General features: G+C 59.1%; 18 protein-coding genes and 4 tRNA genes. 15 read left to right on the top strand and 7 right to left on the bottom strand.

What is annotated here, in order from left to right:
• Positions 1-127: 127 nt before the first annotated feature.
• The 3 genes from ABTV87_RS18850 to folD form a co-directional block, all read right to left on the bottom strand.
• Entirely contained in the window at positions 128-1,036 is a 909-nt protein-coding gene (locus tag ABTV87_RS18850) for a hypothetical protein (RefSeq protein WP_085608323.1), read from the bottom strand.
• Entirely contained in the window at positions 1,023-1,682 is a 660-nt protein-coding gene (locus tag ABTV87_RS18845; RefSeq protein WP_433898119.1) for a DUF6932 family protein, read from the bottom strand. Before ABTV87_RS18845 ends, ABTV87_RS18850 begins: the two co-directional genes overlap by 14 nt.
• 223 nt (positions 1,683-1,905) lie before the next feature.
• Complete coding sequence (folD, locus tag ABTV87_RS18840; protein ID WP_085608325.1) at positions 1,906-2,760, bottom strand: bifunctional methylenetetrahydrofolate dehydrogenase/methenyltetrahydrofolate cyclohydrolase FolD; 855 nt, start codon at positions 2,758-2,760, stop codon at positions 1,906-1,908.
• Between the two features lie 274 nt (positions 2,761-3,034).
• Between folD and ABTV87_RS18835 the strand changes: the two genes are divergently transcribed.
• From ABTV87_RS18835 to ABTV87_RS18790, 10 genes are all read left to right on the top strand, one after another.
• Positions 3,035-3,111: transfer RNA gene (locus ABTV87_RS18835), tRNA-Arg, on the top strand.
• A gap of 32 nt (positions 3,112-3,143) precedes the next feature.
• Positions 3,144-3,219: transfer RNA gene (locus ABTV87_RS18830), tRNA-His, on the top strand.
• A 58-nt stretch (positions 3,220-3,277) separates the two neighbouring features.
• Positions 3,278-3,362, top strand: a tRNA-Leu gene (locus ABTV87_RS18825).
• A 76-nt stretch (positions 3,363-3,438) separates the two neighbouring features.
• Positions 3,439-3,514 (top strand) — tRNA-His (locus tag ABTV87_RS18820).
• 400 nt (positions 3,515-3,914) lie between these two features.
• A complete protein-coding gene (tig, locus tag ABTV87_RS18815; RefSeq protein ID WP_433898118.1) occupies positions 3,915-5,225 on the top strand; it encodes a trigger factor in 1,311 nt (436 codons plus the stop codon).
• A gap of 92 nt (positions 5,226-5,317) precedes the next feature.
• Positions 5,318-5,953, top strand: coding sequence for an ATP-dependent Clp endopeptidase proteolytic subunit ClpP (gene clpP / locus ABTV87_RS18810; protein ID WP_007951559.1), 636 nt, complete (start codon positions 5,318-5,320; stop codon positions 5,951-5,953).
• A 113-nt stretch (positions 5,954-6,066) separates the two neighbouring features.
• Positions 6,067-7,350, top strand: coding sequence for an ATP-dependent Clp protease ATP-binding subunit ClpX (gene clpX / locus ABTV87_RS18805; protein WP_007951558.1), 1,284 nt, complete (start codon positions 6,067-6,069; stop codon positions 7,348-7,350).
• 163 nt (positions 7,351-7,513) lie between these two features.
• Positions 7,514-9,910, top strand: coding sequence for an endopeptidase La (gene lon / locus ABTV87_RS18800; protein WP_007951557.1), 2,397 nt, complete (start codon positions 7,514-7,516; stop codon positions 9,908-9,910).
• Positions 9,911-10,058: 148 nt separating this feature from the next.
• The gene (locus ABTV87_RS18795) at positions 10,059-10,331 is read left to right on the top strand and encodes an HU family DNA-binding protein (RefSeq protein ID WP_002552737.1); all 273 of its coding nucleotides are present in this window, start codon (positions 10,059-10,061) and stop codon (positions 10,329-10,331) included.
• Positions 10,332-10,562: 231 nt separating this feature from the next.
• Positions 10,563-12,434, top strand: a complete 1,872-nt coding sequence (locus tag ABTV87_RS18790) for a SurA N-terminal domain-containing protein (protein WP_085608326.1) — start codon at positions 10,563-10,565, stop codon at positions 12,432-12,434.
• Positions 12,435-12,494: 60 nt separating this feature from the next.
• Here the strand turns inward: ABTV87_RS18790 and ABTV87_RS18785 are convergent, their stop codons facing one another.
• The gene (locus tag ABTV87_RS18785) at positions 12,495-13,700 is read right to left on the bottom strand and encodes an MFS transporter (RefSeq protein ID WP_433898117.1); all 1,206 of its coding nucleotides are present in this window, start codon (positions 13,698-13,700) and stop codon (positions 12,495-12,497) included.
• A 122-nt stretch (positions 13,701-13,822) separates the two neighbouring features.
• Between ABTV87_RS18785 and ABTV87_RS18780 the strand changes: the two genes are divergently transcribed.
• The 3 genes from ABTV87_RS18780 to ABTV87_RS18770 all read left to right on the top strand — a co-directional run bounded on the left by ABTV87_RS18780 (position 13,823) and on the right by ABTV87_RS18770 (position 16,001).
• Positions 13,823-14,722 carry a LysR family transcriptional regulator gene (locus ABTV87_RS18780; RefSeq protein ID WP_433898116.1) on the top strand — a complete coding sequence of 300 codons (900 nt, stop codon included), beginning with the start codon at positions 13,823-13,825 and terminating at the stop codon, positions 14,720-14,722.
• A gap of 93 nt (positions 14,723-14,815) precedes the next feature.
• Positions 14,816-15,685, top strand: coding sequence for a DUF2242 domain-containing protein (locus ABTV87_RS18775; protein ID WP_433898115.1), 870 nt, complete (start codon positions 14,816-14,818; stop codon positions 15,683-15,685).
• Positions 15,686-15,812: 127 nt separating this feature from the next.
• Positions 15,813-16,001 carry a hypothetical protein gene (locus ABTV87_RS18770; RefSeq protein WP_139834508.1) on the top strand — a complete coding sequence of 63 codons (189 nt, stop codon included), beginning with the start codon at positions 15,813-15,815 and terminating at the stop codon, positions 15,999-16,001.
• Positions 16,002-16,005: 4 nt separating this feature from the next.
• Here the strand turns inward: ABTV87_RS18770 and ABTV87_RS18765 are convergent, their stop codons facing one another.
• Entirely contained in the window at positions 16,006-17,046 is a 1,041-nt protein-coding gene (locus tag ABTV87_RS18765; protein ID WP_433898114.1) for an AraC family transcriptional regulator, read from the bottom strand.
• Positions 17,047-17,049: 3 nt separating this feature from the next.
• Complete coding sequence (locus ABTV87_RS18760) at positions 17,050-18,180, bottom strand: nitrilase-related carbon-nitrogen hydrolase (protein WP_433898113.1); 1,131 nt, start codon at positions 18,178-18,180, stop codon at positions 17,050-17,052.
• Positions 18,181-18,385: 205 nt separating this feature from the next.
• Between ABTV87_RS18760 and ABTV87_RS18755 the strand changes: the two genes are divergently transcribed.
• Complete coding sequence (locus ABTV87_RS18755; protein ID WP_433898112.1) at positions 18,386-20,425, top strand: FAD-dependent oxidoreductase; 2,040 nt, start codon at positions 18,386-18,388, stop codon at positions 20,423-20,425.
• A gap of 41 nt (positions 20,426-20,466) precedes the next feature.
• Positions 20,467-21,375, top strand: coding sequence for a 1-aminocyclopropane-1-carboxylate deaminase/D-cysteine desulfhydrase (locus ABTV87_RS18750; protein ID WP_433898111.1), 909 nt, complete (start codon positions 20,467-20,469; stop codon positions 21,373-21,375).
• Here ABTV87_RS18750 and ABTV87_RS18745 read toward each other — a convergent pair.
• Positions 21,372-21,926, bottom strand: a complete 555-nt coding sequence (locus ABTV87_RS18745) for a cytochrome b (RefSeq protein WP_064597845.1) — start codon at positions 21,924-21,926, stop codon at positions 21,372-21,374. The genes ABTV87_RS18750 and ABTV87_RS18745 overlap by 4 nt on opposite strands.
• Positions 21,927-21,943: the final 17 nt, after the last annotated feature.

Here is a 21,943-nt window from a genome sequence, read left to right as displayed (position 1 = left end):
AAAAATAGGGGTTTCCGGCGAACGGTAAAGGTTTTTTCGAGGGCATGAAAAACCCCGCACAAGGCGGGGTTCTCGGAGGGCGGAAAACGCGACTCAGGCGTGCAGGGTTTTCGGGCCGGGCATGAGGTTAAGATTGGGCCCAAGGTAGTGCTTTGAGCCTGTATCTTGGATTGCTCGACCCGATTCTCCTTGCGGTAACCTGAATGGTCAGTTGCATGTAGAGGTGGCCGTTGATGTCATTCGGGGTCGTGATTTCCGTGGGAATCCTTCCGTGAATAATCTCGCCACTGTTGGTTTTGAATTCAAAGACCCTTTTCTCAGGCAAGACTCCGACAAAGGCCCCGGTTAAGGTCTCATCGTCCTCTTTGATGTTGTCTCGGCTTAACCGCGCTTTACTGCGGCGAACTTGCTCAACGTCGGAGAACTGGAATCTTCGGGTGTTCGTCGTTAGCGCACAGGACGCATCATTTTCAGATAGCTCGTTGAGGAAGTCCGATACGGCAGCTATCGCTCTATCGGCCAGGCGGGAGACTGGCTCGGACAACTCTTCATCGCTTTTGGTCGTGGCCTCAAGCAGCTCGGTTAGAATGTCGATAGCTTGCGATACCGGAGTGGTGCCCTCGATATCAAGCTGCTTGTCCGCAGGGATTTCTTCGAGCTCGAATCCAAAGGATCCGCGAGCTGGTCCAGTAATTAAAAGCTGGTTGCTCAGGCGGTTCGGGATGGGGCCCTTGTCTGCCAGTGATCCGGAAACCGACGCTGCTATTGCCGTTATCGCGACGCTGAATGCCCGGGTCGCATTAGTTCCGAATTCGGCTAGCACGCCGTGTGTCCCCCAAACAGGAACGCCACGATAAGTCAGTCGAACCTTCGCTGGTCGATAGACATGCTTGCCATTGTCGACAAGACAGGCCCGAGCCTGTTCAATTCTTGCCTGAATCGACATGAGGGTAAGTTTGCTTATCCCTGGAGTGGCAGCCTGCTTCTCAAGAAAGCCGAGCTCCGCAGCCTTGTGGGTGTATTCAGATCTGTTCATGTTCAAGCTCCTGCCGGCGTACCACGAGCAAGCCTTCTGCATCTGCATCGTGAGCAGGAGAAAGGTCAACTTTCAAAAAACCTTTCCACTGGCCGGTGCGCCGATGTGACCACATGCTGTACCAATAGGTTGTCATGGCTACCAACGTTTCGGCAGGGTCGCTCAATGACTGGATGTAGAAGTCGATCTTGAACTCTTTCTTGAGATTAGCCCGATCGCCGCCAAGTAGTTTGATTTCGCGGTCGTCGAGGGTGTCAAAAAATACATCACCAGCAGGAGTGAAGGTCACCACGTCAATATCTCGGGGAGGGCGGTGCTCCAGCATCTCGATGTCCTCAGTAAAGCTGCCGTCCAGCCACTGAAAACCGCAATCGATACCCATCTTGTGCAGTTCTGCTCTGTGAGCAAGGTATCCGGCCAAAATATCACACCGTTCCGGGCTGGTCGCGAACCGATCCACCACCTGACCAAGGCTTACCTCATAAGGTGCTCTGATGTGTCCTGCAGGGTCATCCTCGTTAACAGGGGGCAGAACCCCTTCAGCGTTCCATTCTGGTATCAAGTCAGCCTCCAGGCATTTCGCTATTCCAAGCTGCCCGGCGTGGTAGCGAGGTGCTGCCGTGCCGAGTGGGATTGGATTGGTCAAAAATCCAATCCTGCTTCAGTCTGGCCACGATACGCCCAGTCATCTCAACATCCCATGATAGAGATGCTTCAGCGTGTTAGCTCGAATACGCCTCCTCCCATTAGAGATCGGTAGCTCCGTGCATCGATGCCAGCTGTTCTGTCGCGGGACGGTGCGGAGAGTTTTTTCGAGGGCATGAAAAACCCCGCACAAGGCGGGGTTTCCGGAGTGCGGAAAACGCGACTCAGGCGTGCAGGGTTTCTGCCGCGTAGAGGGTGTTTTCCAGCAGGCAGGCGCGGGTCATCGGACCGACGCCGCCAGGTACCGGGGTGATCCAGCCGGCGCGGGGCAGGGCGGTTTCGTACACGACGTCACCGACCAGTTTGCCGTCGTCCTGACGGTTGATGCCGACGTCGATCACGATCGCGCCTTCCTTGATCCACTCGCCCTTGACCAGGCCCGGCTTGCCGGCGGCCACGACCACCAGATCGGCACGGCCGACATGGCCGGCCAGATCCTTGGTGAAGCGGTGGGTGACGGTCACGGTGCAACCGGCCAGCAACAGTTCCATCGCCATCGGGCGACCAACGATGTTGGAAGCGCCGACAACGACTGCGTCCATCCCGTACAGATCGGCACCGGTGCTTTCCAGCAGGGTCATGATGCCTTTCGGGGTGCACGGACGCAGCAGCGGAATGCGCTGGGCCAGACGGCCGACGTTATAAGGATGGAAGCCGTCGACGTCCTTGTCCGGGCGGATGCGCTCCAGCAGTTTGGAAGCGTCCAGGTGCTCCGGCAGAGGAAGCTGAAGCAGAACGCCGTCGATTGCCGGGTCGTCGTTCAGTCGATCGATCAGATCGGTCAGTGCTTCCTGAGTGGTTTCGGAAGGCAGGTCGTAGGCTTGAGAGAGGAAGCCGACCTCTTCACAGTCTTTACGCTTGTGCGAGACATAAACCTGAGAGGCAGGATCGCTGCCGACCAGGATCACCGCGAGGCCGGGAGTGCGCAAGCCTTGCTCGCGACGTTCGGCTACCCGTTGGGCGATCTGCTGGCGCAGGCTGGCGGCGATTGATTTGCCGTCGATTAGTTGTGCAGTCATTGCGCGTGATTAACCATCGAGAGGGGAAAAAAAGAGAACGCATTCTCGCATGTCAAACGGTGAGGGCAAAGGCGCTTGGTCAGCAAATTCCCCTAAGCCCTTTAATTAAATGAATTTTTTTCAAAAAGGATTTGACGACCTTCAGGTCGCTCTATACTATTCGTCGCACTTGTCGGGCACAGCCTAGCACTGGTTAAGAAGGTCGAACGAAATTACGGTTTCGAACGACTGGAAAGCACTTAGTTTGTAGTCCTCCAAGGGTACAGCTAACAAGGCGCCCGTAGCTCAGCTGGATAGAGCATCCGCCTTCTAAGCGGATGGTCGCAGGTTCGAGTCCTGCCGGGTGCGCCATTAGGCAGCATTGGCACAAGTAACGCGATATGGTGGGCGTAGCTCAGTTGGTAGAGCACGGGATTGTGACTCCCGTTGTCGTGGGTTCGATCCCCATCGTCCACCCCATATTTCGAAAGGCGCCAGATGTAACAGTCTGGCGCCTTTGCTTTAAAAAGCTTCATCCGCGGATGTGGTGGAATTGGTAGACACACTGGATTTAGGTTCCAGCGCCGCGAGGCGTAAGAGTTCGAGTCTCTTCATCCGCACCAATCAAAGCTTCATTCATGCCGTTGGCCGGGTGAGGTTCTACAAAGAAGTTGTTTGGCTTCTTTGACACGCAATATGGTGGGCGTAGCTCAGTTGGTAGAGCACGGGATTGTGACTCCCGTTGTCGTGGGTTCGATCCCCATCGTCCACCCCATATTCCGAAAGGCGCCAGATTTAACAGTCTGGCGCCTTTTTTGTTTTACGGTTTCGGATTTTGGCGGCTGCAGGTTTCGGGTCGCAGGGCAGGGTGCTTCGTCGTATTAATGTTGCTCGATGATGCTGCACTGCCCGTCGGCCTTGCTTGCGAGGTCGGCTGTCAGGGAGATGATTCAACCGCCTCTATATATAGAAGAGGTTGGCGCAGAGCCCTGGCTTGAATTGGCTGTATTTGCTAACAGGGCGAGGCGCAACCGTTTGTCCCCGCCTTCAAATGGCCTGCTGTTTTTTTACCCGTTTTCAGTAGGGTGACTTCTTGAGTTTGACCTACTAGAATGCTTGCCCTTGATTCTTGGGTCGGAAACGGCCGGCTAACGTCTGTGCAACGAGGAATATCCATGCAAGTTTCTGTTGAAAATACTACTGCTCTTGAGCGCCGCATGAGCATCACCGTGCCGGCTGAGCAGATTGAGAGCCAGGTCAACAAGCGTCTGCAGCAGACTGCCCAGAAAGCCAAAATTGCTGGCTTCCGTCCAGGCAAAGTGCCAATGAGCGAAATCAAACGTCGTTTCGGTGCTGACGCACGTCAGGAAGCGATCGGCGACGTGATTCAAAAAACTTTCTACGAAGCTGTGGTTGAGCAGAAGCTGAACCCGGCCGGTTCGCCATCCATCGAGCCAAAATCGCTCGAAGCTGGCAAGGACCTGGAATACGTAGCCGTATTCGAAGTGTTCCCTGAGTTCACCGTTGCCGGCTTCGAAGGCATCACCGTTGAGCGCCTGAGCGCTGACGTGGCTGACGCCGATCTGGACAAGATGCTGGACATCCTGCGCAAGCAGAACACCCGTTTCGAAGTGGCCGATCGCGCTGCCCAGAACGAAGACCAGCTGAACATCGATTTCGTTGGCAAGGTTGACGGCGAAGTATTCGCTGGCGGTTCCGCCAAGGGCACTCAGCTGGTACTGGGTTCCGGCCGCATGATCCCGGGCTTCGAAGAAGACCTGGTCGGCGCTAAAGCCGGCGAAGAGCGCGTTCTGAACCTGACCTTCCCAGAGGACTATCAGAACCTGGACCTGGCTGGCAAAACCGCCGAGTTCACCGTGACTGTAAACACCGTTTCCGAGCCAAAACTGCCTGAGCTGAACGAAGAGTTCTTCGCTCAATTCGGCATCAAGGAAAGCGGCATCGACGGTTTCCGCACCGAAGTTCGCAAGAACATGGAGCGTGAACTGCGTCAGGCGATCAAATCCAAGGTCAAGAATCAGGTAATGGACGGTCTGCTGGCCACCAACCCGATCGAAGTGCCTAAGGCTCTGCTGTCCAACGAAGTTGACCGTCTGCGCGTGCAGGCTGTTCAGCAGTTCGGTGGCAACATCAAGCCAGACCAACTGCCGGCCGAGCTGTTCGAAGAACAAGCCAAGCGTCGCGTTGTGCTGGGTCTGATCGTGGCCGAAGTGGTCAAGCAGTTCGACCTGAAGCCGGACGAAGCCCGCGTTCGCGAAATGATCCAGGAAATGGCTTCGGCTTACCAAGAGCCTGAGCAGGTCGTGTCCTGGTACTACAAGAACGAGCAGCAACTGAACGAAGTTCGTTCGGTTGTGCTGGAAGAACAAGTTGTGGATACTGTTCTGCAGAAAGCTAGCGTGACCGACAAATCGGTCTCTTACGAAGAAGCGGTCAAGCCGGTAGAAGCTCCAAAAGCCGACTGATTGTTTTTGCGTTAGAAGCACACACCATAAGCCAGCCTTCGAGCTGGCTTATGCGTATTCAAGACATGACTATTTGGGAGTGACTGCAGAGCATGTTCCGTAATTCCTATATTCAGCAGAACTCTGATATCCAGGCCGCCGGCGGCCTGGTCCCGATGGTTGTCGAGCAATCTGCTCGTGGCGAGCGCGCCTATGACATCTACTCGCGTCTTCTCAAGGAACGAGTAATCTTTCTGGTGGGTCCTGTAGAGGACTACATGGCCAACCTGATCTGCGCGCAATTGCTGTTCCTTGAAGCGGAAAACCCGGACAAGGACATCCATCTTTACATCAACTCCCCGGGCGGTTCGGTGACAGCGGGCATGTCGATCTACGACACCATGCAGTTCATCAAGCCAAACGTATCGACTACCTGTATCGGTCAGGCGTGCAGCATGGGCGCATTCCTGCTGACGGCCGGTGCTCCTGGCAAGCGTTTCTGCCTGCCGAACTCGCGCGTGATGATTCACCAGCCACTGGGCGGTTTCCAGGGCCAGGCATCGGACATCGAAATCCATGCCAAGGAAATCCTCTTCATCCGCGAGCGTCTGAACACGCTGATGGCCAAGCACAGCGGCCGTACGCTTGAAGAAATCGAGCGCGACACCAACCGCGACAACTTCATGAGTGCAGAAGCTGCGAAGGAATACGGTCTGATCGACGAAGTGATCAACCAGCGCCCAGCTTAAAAATAAGCAGCTCAAAATAGGCTTGGTCGGCGCGTCTGATCAGCGGCGGGCTTGAAAAAGCCCGCAATAGCCTTCATCTTGTGTTGCAAGCCTATCGGATTTGGATCGAACGAATGACTGACACCCGCAACGGCGAGGACAACGGCAAGCTGCTCTATTGCTCCTTCTGTGGCAAAAGCCAGCATGAAGTGCGCAAATTGATTGCCGGCCCCTCGGTCTTTATCTGCGACGAGTGCGTCGACCTGTGCAATGACATCATCCGCGAGGAGGTGCAGGAAGCACAGGCCGAAAGCAGCGCGCATAAATTGCCTTCGCCTAAAGAAATCAGCGGCATCCTTGATCAGTATGTAATTGGTCAGGAACGTGCCAAGAAGGTTCTGGCAGTAGCGGTGTACAACCACTACAAGCGTCTGAACCAGCGTGACAAAAAGGCTGACGACGTCGAACTCGGCAAGAGCAACATCCTGCTGATCGGCCCGACAGGCTCCGGTAAAACCCTGCTGGCCGAAACACTGGCCCGCTTGCTGAACGTTCCGTTCACCATCGCCGACGCAACCACCCTCACCGAGGCGGGTTATGTGGGTGAAGACGTCGAGAACATCATTCAGAAGCTGCTGCAGAAGTGCGATTACGACGTAGAAAAAGCCCAGATGGGCATTGTCTACATCGACGAAATCGACAAGATTTCGCGCAAGTCCGACAACCCGTCGATCACCCGGGACGTTTCCGGTGAAGGCGTGCAGCAGGCCTTGCTCAAACTGATCGAAGGCACGGTCGCTTCCGTTCCGCCGCAAGGTGGCCGCAAGCATCCGCAGCAGGAATTCCTTCAGGTTGATACCCGTAACATCCTGTTCATCTGCGGTGGCGCATTCTCCGGTCTGGAGAAGGTCATTCAGAACCGTTCCACCAAGGGTGGCATCGGTTTCAACGCAGAAGTGCGCAGCAAGGAAGAAGGCAAGAAAGTCGGTGAATCCCTGCGTGAAGTCGAGCCTGACGATCTGGTCAAGTTCGGTCTGATCCCGGAATTCGTCGGTCGTCTGCCGGTTCTTGCGACGCTGGACGAGCTGGATGAGGCTGCTTTGATGCAGATTCTCACCGAACCGAAAAATGCCCTGACCAAACAGTATGCCAAGCTGTTCGAGATGGAAGGCGTGGATCTGGAATTCCGTTCCGACGCGCTGAAATCGGTCGCCAAGCGTGCCCTGGAGCGTAAAACCGGTGCCCGTGGCCTGCGTTCGATTCTCGAAGGTGTGCTGCTCGACACGATGTATGAAATCCCCTCGCAGTCCGAGGTGAGCAAAGTCGTGATCGATGAAAGCGTGATCGAAGGCAAGTCCAAGCCACTGTATATCTACGAAAACAGTGAGCCGGCTGCCAAGGCTGCACCGGACGCGTAAGCGCCCGGTCTGCCGGAACAAAGAAGGGGCCTTCGGGCCTCTTTTTTTTTATGTCGTTTTTTACATCCCCTTTGCGCTTGTTTTTTTTCAAGTCAGCCCCCATCTTGGTTTCAAGCTTAATTCCATCTGATTACGGCCATATGGCCGCCGTAGAGGCGAAATCATGAAGACCACCATCGAATTGCCTCTCCTGCCATTGCGTGATGTCGTTGTGTATCCGCACATGGTTATCCCGCTGTTCGTGGGGCGCGAGAAATCCATCGAAGCCCTCGAGGCCGCGATGACGGGCGACAAGCAGATCCTGCTGCTGGCCCAGAGAAACCCGGCTGACGACGATCCCGGTGAAGAAGCTCTCTATCGCGTAGGTACCATCGCCACTGTTCTGCAGCTGCTCAAACTGCCTGACGGCACCGTCAAGGTTCTGGTCGAAGGCGAGCAGCGTGGCGCTGTCGAGCGCTTCAGCGAAGTCGATGGCCACTGCCGTGCCGAAGTCTCGCTGATCGACGAAGTCGACGCCGCCGAACGTGAATCCGAAGTGTTCGTGCGCAGCCTGCTGTCGCAGTTCGAACAATATGTGCAGCTGGGCAAGAAAGTCCCGGCTGAAGTCCTGTCGTCGCTCAATAGCATCGACGAGCCTGGCCGCCTGGTAGACACCATGGCCGCGCACATGGCGCTGAAGATCGAGCAGAAGCAGGAAATCCTCGAAATCATCGATTTGTCGGCCCGGGTCGAGCACGTTCTGGCCTTGCTGGACGCCGAGATCGACCTGCTGCAAGTCGAAAAACGCATTCGTGGCCGCGTCAAAAAGCAAATGGAGCGCAGTCAGCGCGAGTACTACCTGAACGAGCAGATGAAGGCCATTCAGAAAGAGCTCGGCGACAGCGACGAAGGCCACAACGAAATCGAAGACCTGAAAAAGCGTATCGACGCTGCCGGTCTGCCGAAAGATGCCCTGGCCAAGGCCACTGCCGAGCTGAACAAGCTCAAGCAGATGTCGCCGATGTCCGCCGAAGCCACCGTGGTGCGCTCGTACATCGACTGGCTGGTTCAGGTGCCGTGGAAGGCTCAGAGCAAGGTGCGTCTGGACCTGGCTCGCGCCGAAGACATTCTCGACGCCGATCACTACGGCCTCGAAGAGGTCAAGGAACGCATCCTTGAATACCTTGCCGTACAGAAGCGCGTGAAGAAAATCCGTGGCCCGGTGTTGTGCCTGGTCGGTCCTCCGGGCGTGGGTAAAACCTCGCTGGCCGAGTCGATCGCCCATGCCACCAACCGCAAATTCGTGCGCATGGCCCTCGGTGGCGTGCGTGATGAAGCGGAAATCCGTGGTCACCGTCGGACTTACATCGGTTCGATGCCAGGAAGATTGATTCAAAAGATGACAAAAGTGGGTGTGCGCAACCCGCTGTTCCTGCTCGATGAAATCGACAAAATGGGCAGCGACATGCGTGGCGACCCGGCGTCGGCGTTGCTGGAAGTGCTCGATCCAGAGCAGAACCACAACTTCAACGACCACTACCTGGAAGTCGACTACGACCTCTCGGACGTGATGTTCCTGTGCACCTCGAACTCCATGAACATTCCGCCGGCGCTGCTGGACCGGATGGAAGTCATCCGTCTGCCGGGCTACACCGAAGACGAGAAGATCAACATCGCGGTCAAGTACCTGTCGCCGAAGCAGATTGCAGCCAACGGCCTGAAGAAGGGCGAGCTGGAATTCGACGAAGAAGCGATCCGCGACATTATCCGTTACTACACCCGCGAAGCCGGTGTGCGTGGCCTCGAGCGGCAGATTGCCAAGGTCTGCCGCAAGGCGGTCAAAGAGCATGCGCTGGAAAAACGCTTCTCGGTAAAAGTGACAGCTGATCTGCTGGAGCATTTCCTCGGCGTTCGCAAGTTCCGCTACGGTCTGGCCGAGCAGCAGGATCAGATCGGTCAAGTGACCGGCCTGGCCTGGACTCAGGTGGGCGGCGAACTGCTGACCATCGAAGCCGCTGTGGTGCCGGGCAAAGGTCAACTGATCAAGACCGGTTCGCTGGGTGACGTAATGGTCGAATCGATCACTGCGGCCCTGACCGTGGTGCGCAGCCGTGCCAAGAGCCTGGGCATTCCGCTGGACTTCCACGAGAAGCGCGACACCCACATCCACATGCCGGAAGGCGCTACGCCGAAAGACGGCCCGAGCGCCGGTGTAGGCATGTGTACAGCGCTGGTGTCGGCTTTGACGGGGATTCCTGTGCGTGCCGATGTTGCCATGACCGGCGAGATCACCCTGCGTGGTCAAGTCCTCGCCATTGGCGGTCTGAAGGAAAAACTGCTGGCCGCTCACCGTGGCGGAATCAAGACAGTGATTATTCCGGAAGAGAACGTGCGCGATCTGAAGGAGATTCCTGACAATATCAAGCAGGATCTGCAGATCAAACCGGTTAAATGGATTGACGAGGTCCTGCAAATTGCGCTGCAATACGCGCCGGAGCCCTTGCCGGATGTGGCTCCGGAGATAGTTGCCAAGGACGAAAAACGTGAGTCTGACTCTAAGGAAAGAATTAGCACGCATTAATACGCTTTTGCCTGGGGGGCTTCCTTGACAGCTTTTTAGAGCCCTTGTTATAAAGCGGCTCTTAAGTGTCTGTAGGCCATTCAGCACTCGTTTTTGCTTTCACCAAAAAACTTAGAATCATACTCAAATAGATATAAGGGGACTTAGAGTGAACAAGTCGGAACTGATTGATGCTATCGCTGCATCCGCTGATATCCCGAAAGCTGCTGCTGGCCGTGCGCTGGACGCTGTAATCGAATCCGTCACTGGCGCTCTCAAGGCTGGCGACTCCGTTGTTCTGGTTGGTTTCGGTACTTTCTCCGTGACTGATCGTCCAGCTCGCATCGGTCGTAACCCACAGACCGGCAAGACTCTGGAAATCGCGGCAGCCAAAAAGCCAGGTTTCAAAGCCGGTAAAGCCCTGAAAGAAGCCGTCAACTAAGTTTGATTCAGGTTTTTACCCATCCGGGTCGGGGTCATGCCTGACTTGGCAGCGGAGCGGTAGAGCAGGCGGTTGGAATAGCTGCCTGTCACACCGGGATCGAGGGTTCGAGCCCTGTCCGCTCCGCCAGTTACGAGAAGGCGCATCCTCGGATGCGCCTTTCTTCTATCCGGATTCTACCCACGCTCCACGGTTGCCTAATTTTGAAGTTCAACCGTTTCTGGGGGACGCATGCTGCAGAATATCAGGGACAATTCACAAGGCTGGATTGCCAAGACCATTATCGGAGTCATCGTTGCACTGATGGCTCTGACCGGTTTCGACGCCATTTTCCAGGCCACGACTCACAAGAATGAGGCGGCCAAGGTCAACGGTGAAGAAATCAGCCAGAACGAGCTGAGCCAGGCGGTGGATATGCAACGCCGTCAGCTGATGCAACAACTGGGCAAGGATTTCGACGCTTCCTTGCTGGACGAAAAAATGCTGCGCGAATCGGCCCTCAAGGGTCTGATCGATCGCAAGCTGCTGCTGCAAGGCGCAGAACAATCGAAATTCGCTTTCTCCGAAGCGGCCCTGGACCAAGTGATCCTGCAGACGCCTGAATTCCAGGTCGACGGCAAGTTCAGCTCCGACCGTTTCGATCAGGTGATCCGTCAACTGGGCTACAGCCGCATGCAGTTCCGCCAGATGCTGGCTCAGGAAATGCTGATCGGCCAACTGCGCGCCGGTGTGGCGGGCAGCGGTTTCGTGACCGACGCTCAGGTGCTGGCCTTCGCCCGTCTGGAAAAACAGACCCGCGACTTCGCCACGCTGAACATCAAGGCTGACCCTTCGGCCGTCAAGCTGACCGATGACGAGGTCAAGGCTTACTACGACGAGCACGCCAAGGAATTCATGACCCCGGATCAAGTGGTCATCGATTACCTGGAACTGAAGAAGGCTTCGTTCTTCGATCAGGTCGCCGTCAAGGACGAAGACCTGCAGGCGGCGTATCAGAAAGAGATCGCCAACCTGTCGGAGCAGCGTCGTGCGGCGCACATTCTGATCGAAGTGAACGACAAGACCACCGAAGCTCAGGCCAAGGCGAAGATCGAAGAAGTCCAGGCGCGTCTGGCCAAGGGCGAGAAGTTCGAAGCGCTGGCCAAGGAGTTCTCGCAGGATCCGGGTTCGGCCAACAATGGCGGTGACCTCGGTTATGCCGGTCCTGGCGTTTACGATCCAGCCTTCGAGAAAGCCCTGTACTCGCTGAACAAGGATCAGGTTTCCGAGCCGGTTCGTACCGACTTCGGTTTCCACCTGATCAAGCTGCTGGGTGTCGAAGCGCCTGAAGTGCCGACCCTGGCCAGCCTGAAGGACAAGCTGACCCGCGAGCTGAAAACCCAGCAAGTCGAGCAGCGTTTCGTCGAGGCGACCAAGCAACTGGAAGACTCGTCGTTCGAAGCATCCGACCTGGCCCAGCCGGCGCAGGATCTGAAACTGACCGTGCACACCTCCAAGCCGTTCGGCCGTGAAGGTGGCGAAGGCGTTGCAGCCAACCGTGCTGTAGTGACTGCCGCGTTCAGCACCGAAGTGCTGGAAGAGGGTGCCAACAGCACCGCCATCGAGCTGGATCCGGAAACCGTGATCGTGCTGCGCGCCAAGGAGCACCTGAAGCCTGCTCAATTGCCGCTGGAAAGCGTGGCCACTGCCATTCGCGCTCAGTTGACCAAAGAGCACGCCAGCGCTGCTGCCAAAACCAAGGCGGAGCAACTGATCGCCAGTCTGCGTGATGGCAAGACCCCGCTGGACAAGGCGGTGGACGGTCAAAGCTGGAAAGTCACTGAAGCGGCGAACCGCGCTCAGGAAGGCGTTGATCCAGCGGTGCTGCAAGCGTTGTTCCGCATGCCGAAACCGGCCGCGAAGGACAAGCCGACCTTCACCAGCGTGACGCTGGCGGACGGTAGCCTGACCATCGTGCGCCTGAACGGCGTGAACGAAGCAGCGGCTCCGACCGATGAAGAGAAAGCGCAATATCGTCGCTTCCTCGCATCGCGTGTGGGCCAGCAGGACTTCGCAGCGTACCGCAAGCAGCTGGAAGCCGAAGCCGACATCAAGCGTTTCTGATGCCTGGCTGAGCCGCAAGACCCGAGCCCCGGATGAAAATCCGGGGCTTTTTTATGCGCGCTATCCGGCGTTCGGGAAACCATGACTTCGGGCATTGATGGTCGCATACAGAGTCAGCAGCAACAGACCTGCGACCAGCCACGGGTAAGTCCCGACGCCCAGGTTGTTCAGCAGCAGACCGCCCGCAAGTCCGCCGCCGGCAATTCCGACATTCCACAGGGTCACCAGCATCGATTGCGCGGTATCGGCAGCCTCCCTGGCAGTTTTTGCCAGGGCCGTCTGCAACAGCGAGGGCATCGCGCCGAACGCCAGGCCCCAGACGGCGGTGGCGGTGTAGACCACGCCCGGCCATTCGCGCCACAGGCCCAGTGCGATCGCCGACAGCAGGAACAGCGTGGCACTGACCAGTGCCAGCTGACGCAGCCAGCGATCAATCAGGCTACCGACGATCCACAGGCTCAGTACCGATGCCAGACCAAACACCAACAACACCCGGTCGATTTCTGCGCCAAGTCCCGATGGCTCCAGAAAGGGCGCGATGTAGGTGTACAGAAGGTTGTGCGCGACGACGTAGGACAAGGTTACAAACAGCACGGATCGCACGCCCGGCAAGGTAAACACCTGACGCAGTGGCAGGCGTTTTCCCGCGCGTTCACCGGCGAAGTCCGGTACTTGCCAACGCACCCAGATCACCAGCAGCAACGTCAGCCCGGTCATGATCGCGAAGCTCAGGCGCCAGCCGACTACCGTGCCCAGCAGCGTCCCGGCCGGAATGCCCAGCGACAGCGCAAGCGGCGCCCCGAGCATGGCCACCGTAATCGCCCGGCCTTGTAAGTGAGGTGCCACCATCCGGCTCGCGTACCCCGCCAGCAAAGCCCACAGCAGCCCGGCGAACACGCCTGCGATCAAACGTGCAATCAGGGTCAGCCAGTACAGCTCCGACAACGCGGTGATGCTGTTGGCGATAGCAAACCCACCAATGGCCGTCAGCAGCAGCGGGCGCCGACGCCAGCCACGGGTGGCAATGGTGAGTGGAATCGCCGCCAGCAACGAACCGATGGCGTACAGCGTGACCAGTTGCCCGATCAGTGCCTGAGAGACATCAAGCCCAGCGCTCATCTGCGGCAACAGGCCGGCGGGCATCGCTTCGGTCAGCACGGTGATGAACCCGGCGGTGGCCAGCGCTAGCAGTGCGCCCAGCGGTAGTCGTTCGTCGTGCTGGACGCTATTGGTCAGCGGTGTAGAGGTGAGTTGCGCATCGTTCATGAACCAGCATCCCTTTTGCCGAGAAAGACGAAGGCCATAGGGTAGGGCGCTGCACATTCGGGAAAAACAGGTTAGGGTTCCGAACATCTCGGACAAGAATGTCGTGAATCAGGGTGGGATGAATGGACAGCCTGGGCAGTATTTCGGTGTTCGTGCAGGTGGCGGAAACCCGCAGTTTTACCGAGGCGGGCCGTTTGCAGGGTGTGTCTTCGTCGGCGGTCGGCAAAAGCATCGCCCGCCTGGAGGCACGGCTCAATGTGCGGTTGTTTCACCGCACCACTCGCAGCATCACGCTGACCAGTGAAGGCGCGCTGTTTCTTGAACGTTGCCGCAAGATCCTCGCCGAAGTGGAGGCGGCGGAATTTGAGCTGTGCGATGCCGCAGCGGCGCCTCACGGCAAGTTGCGGGTCAGCCTGCCGCAGGTGCATGACCTGGTGATGCCGGTCATGAACGAATTCATGGCGCTGTACCCGCAGATCGAACTGGATCTGGACCTGACCGATCGCATAGTTGATGTGGTTGAAGAAGGTTTCGACGCAGTGATTCGAACGGGTAAACCGCGAGACTCGCGACTGATGGCACGACCGTTGGGCGAGTTTCATATGGTGTTGGTGGCCAGCCCCGCGTACCTGCGCGAGCGCGGCGAACCGCTGACCCCGGCCGATCTGGCCGAGCACGCCTGCCTGCGCCATACCTTTCACGCCACGGGCAAACTGGAGCCCTGGCCGCTGAAGCGCGAGGAGGGCGCGCCCGAACCGACCCTGCCGACACGCCTTGTGAGTACGTCGATTGAGGCCGTGCGGCATGCGGCGCTGGCGGGCATGGGCATCGCCTGTCTGCCGGACTTCATGATCCATGAAGCGCAGCAGCAGGGTCGCCTGCAGCGCGTGCTGGAGGAGCATCTGGAGCACGTCGGGCAGTTCTGGGTCCTGTGGCCATCAAGCCGGCATGCAACCGCCAAATTGCGGGTGTTCATCGATCATTTATCGGCGCGACTTTTTCCTGTCGCCCATGACCGGTAGAGTTGTAACTGTTTTAAGACACTAATCCATACGCCGCGGGGCAGCGATCTGTTGCACAATACGCCCCGGACCGTTTTCCCCTCAGGATGTTTAATGTTGAATTCTATTCCCGTGCGTTTTTTCGGGTTGGCGTTGTTGCTGACCGCCGCTGCCGGCTGCTCCAAGGACAAGCCTATCTACGAGCATGAGAATTTCGACGACTCCGGCACCTTTTCGCGCAATTACCCGGTGACCGACACCGCCAGTTGCGAAGCGGCCCGCCGAGCGTTGCTCAGCCAGGGCTACATCATTACCAGCAATGACCCGAAACTGGTCAGCGGGCACAAGAGCTTCCAGCAGACCGGCGAAACCCACCTGGAGATCAGCTTCAACGTGGTGTGCGCCGATGATGGCAGCGCCGGCCATCACGCCACCGTGTTCGCCAACGCCCTGCAGGACCGCTACGCGCTGAAGAAGACCAACAACTCCGCAAGCCTCGGTGTCGGCGTACTGGGCTCGGTGTCGATGCCGATCGGCTCGTCTGACGATTCGATGGTCAAGGTCGCCAGCGAAACCGTGTCGTCGCAGAAGTTCTACGAGCGTTTCTTCACGCTGGTCGAGCTGTTCCTGCCGGCCGACGCGAAGAAAGCTGCGCACATCACTGAAAAACCGAAGACCGACCTGGGTGTGCCGGAAGCCAAGCCAGCGCCGGCTCCGTTGGCCCCAGCACCTGCGGCTGAACCGACCCCGACCCCGGCCCCAGCGCCGGCCGCCGAGCCCGCGGCGGCACCGACGCCAGCGCCAGCAGAAGCGACCCCGGCCAGCTCCGAGCCGGTAGCACCGCCGGCCGAAGCCGCGCCGATCACCCCGGCACCGGTTACCGAGCCTGCACCCGCGACGGAAACCATCACGCCGCCGGCCAACCCGACGGACATGCCGCCGCCCTCCGAGCCGATTCCGGCCATGCCTGCCTCCGGGCAGTAAACTTCACGCCACGCCTCCGACCCCTGTCGGACGCGTGGCGTTTTGTTGTCTCCCTTGAGCTTCTTCCTGCAAGCCCCGTCGAAAAATTTCCCGCGATAAATTCCTGACCGCCTGCTACGTTTATTTCATGAAGGACGCGTTTCATTTTTCCTTCACACGGGCACTTTATGCTCGAGGCACTGGTCATTTGTTCCAGGCCATTTCAAGCAAGCGTCAGGGGGATTACGCAATGGATGACTATCAAGAAGAACTGCTCGAATTCCAGGCTTACGAACTGGATTCACCAGAGCCTGCGGAAGACGCTACCGAGCTGTAAGGCGTCAGCCTGTCTTGCGGTGACTGCGGCGAAACTCGCCCGGTGTCTGGCCGTTCCAGCGCTTGAAGGCGCGCTGGAAAGCTTCGGCCGAAGCAAACCCCAGCAGGTAGGCGATTTCACCGAATGCCAGTTCGGTGTCGCGGATGTAGGTCATCGCCAGATCACGGCGGGTGTCATTGAGGATCGCGCGAAACTGCGTACCTTCTTCGGCCAGCTTTCGCCGTAACGTCCAGGTCGGCAGCTTCAGGCGTGCCGCCACTTCTTCCAGATCCGGTTCCCGGCCACCATTGAGCAAAGGCCCGAGCAATTGCGTGATGCGTTCGCGCAGGCTGCGGGTGCGGGTCAATTGCTCGAGTTCCCGTTCACACAAACCGAGCAAATGTTTCCAGGTGCTGGGGCAATGCTCCGGGTTGCGTTGGGCCAGGCTGGTGAGGCCCAGGCGCAGTTGATTGTGTTCGGCGCCGAACTGGATCGGGCATTCGCCGAGTACGGCATAGGCGTCGCGATAATCCGGACTGTCGAACTCGATTTCGATCCGTTCGGCGCGCAACGGCTCGGGGCTGACGCTGGACAACTGATGCAGCCAGCCGGCAATGATCGAATCCACCACAAAGCGGTTGTAGGCGTTGTACGGGCTGATCGAGTAGAAGCGCAGCCACGCACCGCTGGCGTCTTCGTGGAAACTCGACTGGCCGCGATAGTTGGAGCCGTACAACGGTTCGAAACGAGTCAGGCAGCGAGCGGCTTCGCGCACGGTCGGGGCCTGCGCGGCGGTCACACCGGCCAGTCCGGCCTGGCTCAAGCGACTGAGTTGGCCCATGCGCAAACCCAATGCCGGATCGCCGGTGAGCTGGATCGCGCCATGCCCCAGGCGCATGTAGCGCGGGATCGACAGACGCGCCCCGGCTTCGGCCAGTCGTGCGGCATCCAGGCCGTACTGTTCGAGCAATGGCAGCGGATCGACGTCATGGCTGCGCACGGCATCGGCCAGGCTGTGGACGAAGCCCACCGACAGATCCCCGAGACGCATCGGCTGCGGTTTCATGGGTTACAACCAGAGGTTCAGCAGGCGCGCGCCACGGGCCTCGCTGTCGGCGAACTGCTGGCCGTTGCTGCTGAGGAAACTTTGCCCGGAACTCGGTTTGTCCCAGAACTGCCCGCGCAGGAACACACTCATGCCGGCCAGCGCCTTGCTGGCCGGCGGTTGCGCGGTCAGGGTCAGTTGGTGCCAGGCCTGGCCTTCACTGACGTCTCCCGGTTTCAGGCTGACCGAGTCCGGCACGCTCAAGCCCTTGTAACCCTTCCACGGTTGATCCCAAACGCCATGACCGACGACGAACGCGGGCACCGCGATCAGCTGCGCGCCTTGCTCGTCGAGTTTGCGGTAGTTGTCCGGATACCAACTGTCGCTGCCGATCAACACGCCGAGGCGTCCGGCCGGGGTGTCGATCACATTGATCCGGGAAGCTTCGCGGGTGCCGGATGGCTCGTCCTGATCGAAGATCGGACGCATCTGCCGTTGTGGCTGGCCGAGCGGGGCGCCATCGCGGCCAAACACTACGGTGCTGTTGTACAGCGCACCACTGCCGGCCTTGAGCCGGCCATCGGTGATGTTCGGTTCAGGCAGCACGATCGAGCCGGCCACCAAAGTGATGTGGAATTCCTTGGCCAGACCGCCGAACAGCGCCTGATAGTCCTTGGCCATGTCCCGGGACTTCATGCGCAGGTGCGCGTCATCCAGACGGCTGCTGCCCTTGGCGGTGAGCCAGGCGCGAGCAAATTGCACCGGATTGCTCGCCGCCAGCCAGTTCATCGCTTCGGCGAGGGTGGCGGCCTGGTACAGCTCGTCTTTCTCGCCGCTGATCATCAGCCAGGTGCCGACATGCTCCGGCAGGATGACCACGGTTTTTTCATTCAAGAGCCCCTGATCCTGCGCCTGCTGCAAATAGGCGGCGAGCTTGCGGTGCAGGCGTTCGGGGCTTTGGTAGTCGGTGGGGAACAGCTCGGGCTGGATGCCCAGCAGGTTGCCACGGTCGGCGGGCGTGCCCTGATCGACCGCGAGTTTGATCCGCAGGTCCGACAGGTAATGACCGGCCGGGCGGTCAGCCGCCCACATGGCGTAGAAGGTGAGCGCGGCGATGAGCGCCATGGAAAAAGTCAGGTACAGAAGTTTGCGCATGAAATCCAACAACAACCGGGTACAGGGTGTGCGGACAGGGTAGGGCGCCAGCCCCGGCTTGCCAAGGGGCGCTGCGCATTTGGATCAATAACTTGTCAGTTACGGTCATTGAGTGACAGCGATGCGACTCCTAATCTGTCGAACATGACTGACGGGGGACGCAGAGCTCCCGCATTTTCCGTGATCGCTCGCTGTGGAGTTAACGATGACCGCCACTCAATACCCGCACCTGTTGGCCCCGCTGGACCTGGGATTCACCACGTTGCGCAACCGCACCCTGATGGGCTCGATGCACACCGGCCTTGAGGAAAAGCCGGGTGGTTTCGAACGCATGGCGGCGTATTTCGCCGAGCGTGCCCGTGGCGGCGTGGGCCTGATGGTCACCGGCGGTATCGGTCCGAACGACGAGGGCGGCGTGTACTCCGGCGCGGCCAAGCTGACCACCGAGGAAGAAGCGCTCAAGCACCGCATCGTGACGCGCGCCGTGCATGATGCAGGCGGCAAGATCTGCATGCAGATCCTTCACGCCGGCCGTTATGCCTACAGCCCGAAACAGGTCGCGCCGAGCGCCATTCAGGCGCCGATCAACCCGTTCAAGCCCAAGGAACTGGACGAGGAAGGCATCGAGAAACAGATCAGCGATTTCGTCACCTGCTCGGTACTGGCCCAGACCGCCGAGTACGACGGTGTGGAAATCATGGGTTCGGAAGGTTATTTCATTAACCAGTTCCTCGCCGCCCACACCAACCACCGCACCGACCGTTGGGGCGGCAGTTACGAAAACCGCATGCGTCTGCCGGTGGAAATCGTTCGCCGCGTACGTGAAGCGGTCGGCCCGAACTTCATCATCATCTTCCGCCTGTCGATGCTCGACCTGGTGGAAGGCGGCAGCACCTGGGAAGAAATCGTCACCCTGGCCAAAGCCATCGAGCAGGCCGGCGCGACCATCATCAACACCGGCATCGGCTGGCACGAAGCGCGAATCCCGACCATCGCCACCAAAGTGCCGCGTGCGGCGTTCAGCAAGGTCACGGCCAAGCTGCGTGGTTCGGTGAATATTCCGCTGATCACCACCAACCGCATCAACACTCCGGAAATCGCCGAGCAGATTCTGGCTGAAGGCGATGCCGACATGGTTTCGATGGCGCGCCCGTTCCTCGCCGACCCGGACTTCGTCAACAAGGCTGCCGAGGGTCGCGCTGACGAAATCAACACCTGCATCGGCTGCAACCAGGCCTGCCTCGATCACACCTTCGGTGGCAAGCTCACCAGCTGCCTGGTCAACCCGCGTGCCTGCCACGAGACCGAGCTCAACTACCTGCCGGTCAAGCAGATCAAGAAAATCGCCGTGGTCGGTGCCGGTCCTGCCGGTCTGTCCGCCGCCACCGTGGCCGCCGAGCGCGGGCATCAGGTGACCTTGTTTGATTCGGCCAGCGAAATCGGTGGCCAGTTCAACGTCGCCAAACGTGTGCCGGGCAAGGAAGAGTTCTACGAAACCCTGCGTTACTTCAAACGCAAACTGCAGACCACCAACGTCGAGGTGCGCCTGAACACCCGCGTTGACGTGGCAAAACTGGTCGAAGGCGGTTACGACGAAGTCATTCTGGCGACCGGCATTGCGCCGCGTCTTCCGGCGATTCCGGGCGTCGAGAACGCCAAAGTGCTGAGCTACCTGGATGTGCTGCTCGAGCGCAAACCGGTCGGCAAGCGTGTGGCGGTGATCGGCGCCGGCGGTATCGGTTTCGACGTCTCGGAATTCCTCGTCCATGAAGGCGTGGCCACCAGTCAGGATCGCGCCGCGTTCTGGAAAGAGTGGGGCATCGACACCCATCTGGAAGCCCGTGGTGGCGTGGCCGGGATCAAGGCTGCACCGCACGCACCGGCCCGTGACGTGTTCCTGCTGCAACGCAAGAAGTCCAAGGTCGGCGACGGTCTGGGCAAGACCACCGGCTGGATTCACCGCACCGGTCTGAAGAACAAGCAGGTGCAGATGCTCAACAGCGTCGAATACCTGAAGATCGACGACGAAGGCCTGCACATCCGCATCGGTGAAACCGGCGAGCCGCAAGTGCTGCCGGTCGACAACATCGTCATCTGCGCCGGCCAGGATCCGCTGCGCGAGTTGCACGACGGTCTGGTTGAAGCCGGGCAGAACGTGCACCTGATCGGCGGCGCCGATGTGGCGGCCGAGCTGGATGCCAAACGTGCGATCAATCAGGGTTCGCGTCTGGCCGCCGAGCTCTGATCCACCCTAGAATGCCGGCTCTTTGCACAGAGCCGGCCTTCATGTTTCTGCCTCCCACCGACTGGCTGGCCCCAGCCCCCCTCGAACCGCTTCATCTGGACTGGCTCACCGCCGCCGGCATTGAAGTGGCGATCCTGCGTCTCGACCGCATCGATCCGCTGATCAGCGGCAACAAGTGGTTCAAACTCGTCGAACATCTCAAGGTCGCCGACCGCGCGGGTGCCGAAGGCATCATCAGCCTGGGCGGTGCACACTCCAATCATCTGCATGCACTGGCGGCTGCCGGCAAACGCCTGGGATTCGCCACGGTCGGGCTGTTGCGCGGGCATCCGCAGGACACGCCGACGGTCAGGGATCTGCAGGATTTCGGCATGCAGTTGCACTGGCTCGGTTACGGCGGTTATCGGGCGCGGCACGAGCCGGGGTTCTGGCAGCCTTGGCTGGCGCAGTATCCGACGCTACATCCGGTGCCTGAAGGGGGTGGCGGTTTGCCGGGCGCGCAGGGTTGCGCGTCATTGAAGGAGCAGGTCATTAACCAACTCGGGAAGCTCGGCTGGGACGACTACCACGGTTGGTGGCTGGCCTGTGGCACGGGCACCACGCTCGCGGGATTGGTGTTGGCCGAGGCCGGACAACATGCGGTGTACGGCGCAATGGCCGTGCCCGACGATCACGGCGTCGCAGCCAATGTCGAGGCGATTGTGGGCAAGGCTGGAGGCTACGAACTGATCGACGCCAGCCGTGGTGGTTTCGCCAAGGTCGATCCGGCGTTGCTTGAATTCATCGCGCAAACCGAACAGGCCAGCGGCATTCCCCTCGAACCGCTGTACACCGGCAAGGCCTTACTGGCGCTCAAACAACAGATCGAGGCGGGCCGCTTTGCCCGAGGTTCACGCTTGATCTTCATCCACACCGGCGGCTTGCAGGGCCGGCGCGGCTTCGACGGTTAACCCTGGCTGCGCTTGGGCATCATCCGCAGCAGCGTGTTATCGCGCACCACGTAATGGTGATAGATCCCCGCCAGCGCATGCAGGCCGATCAGCCAGTAGCCGATGGTGCTGATCAGCACATGCCAGTGCTCGACGTCTTTGGCGAACACCTTGTCTTCACTCACCAGCAACGGCAGGTCGAAACCGTAGAACATCACCTGATGACCTTCAGCGCTGGTGATCAGCCAGCCGAGAATCGGCATGCTGATCATGAACAGGTACAAGGCCCAGTGCATCAAGCGTGCGAGGGTGGTTTGCCATTGTGGCGAAGCGGGGAAGATTTTCGGCGCCGGGCCCAGGCTGCGGGCGAACAGGCGAAACCAGACCAGCACGAACACGGTCAGCCCGAGCATGTAATGCACTTCGCGGATCAGCGTGCGACCGCCGCTGCCCTTGGGAAACAGCCCGCGCAATTCCATGCTGGCGTACACCAGCACCAACAGCACCAGCATCAGCCAGTGCAACAGGATCGACACGGTGCTGTAACGGGATTCGGAATTTGTCCACGGCATACGGCGTTCCTCACGGT

This window comes from Pseudomonas sp. PSE1(2024), assembly GCF_050990555.1.
GTDB lineage: Bacteria > Pseudomonadota > Gammaproteobacteria > Pseudomonadales > Pseudomonadaceae > Aquipseudomonas > Aquipseudomonas aphyarum.
Note: the sequence above shows the minus strand (reverse complement) of the source record. Positions and strands in the feature narration are given on the sequence as shown.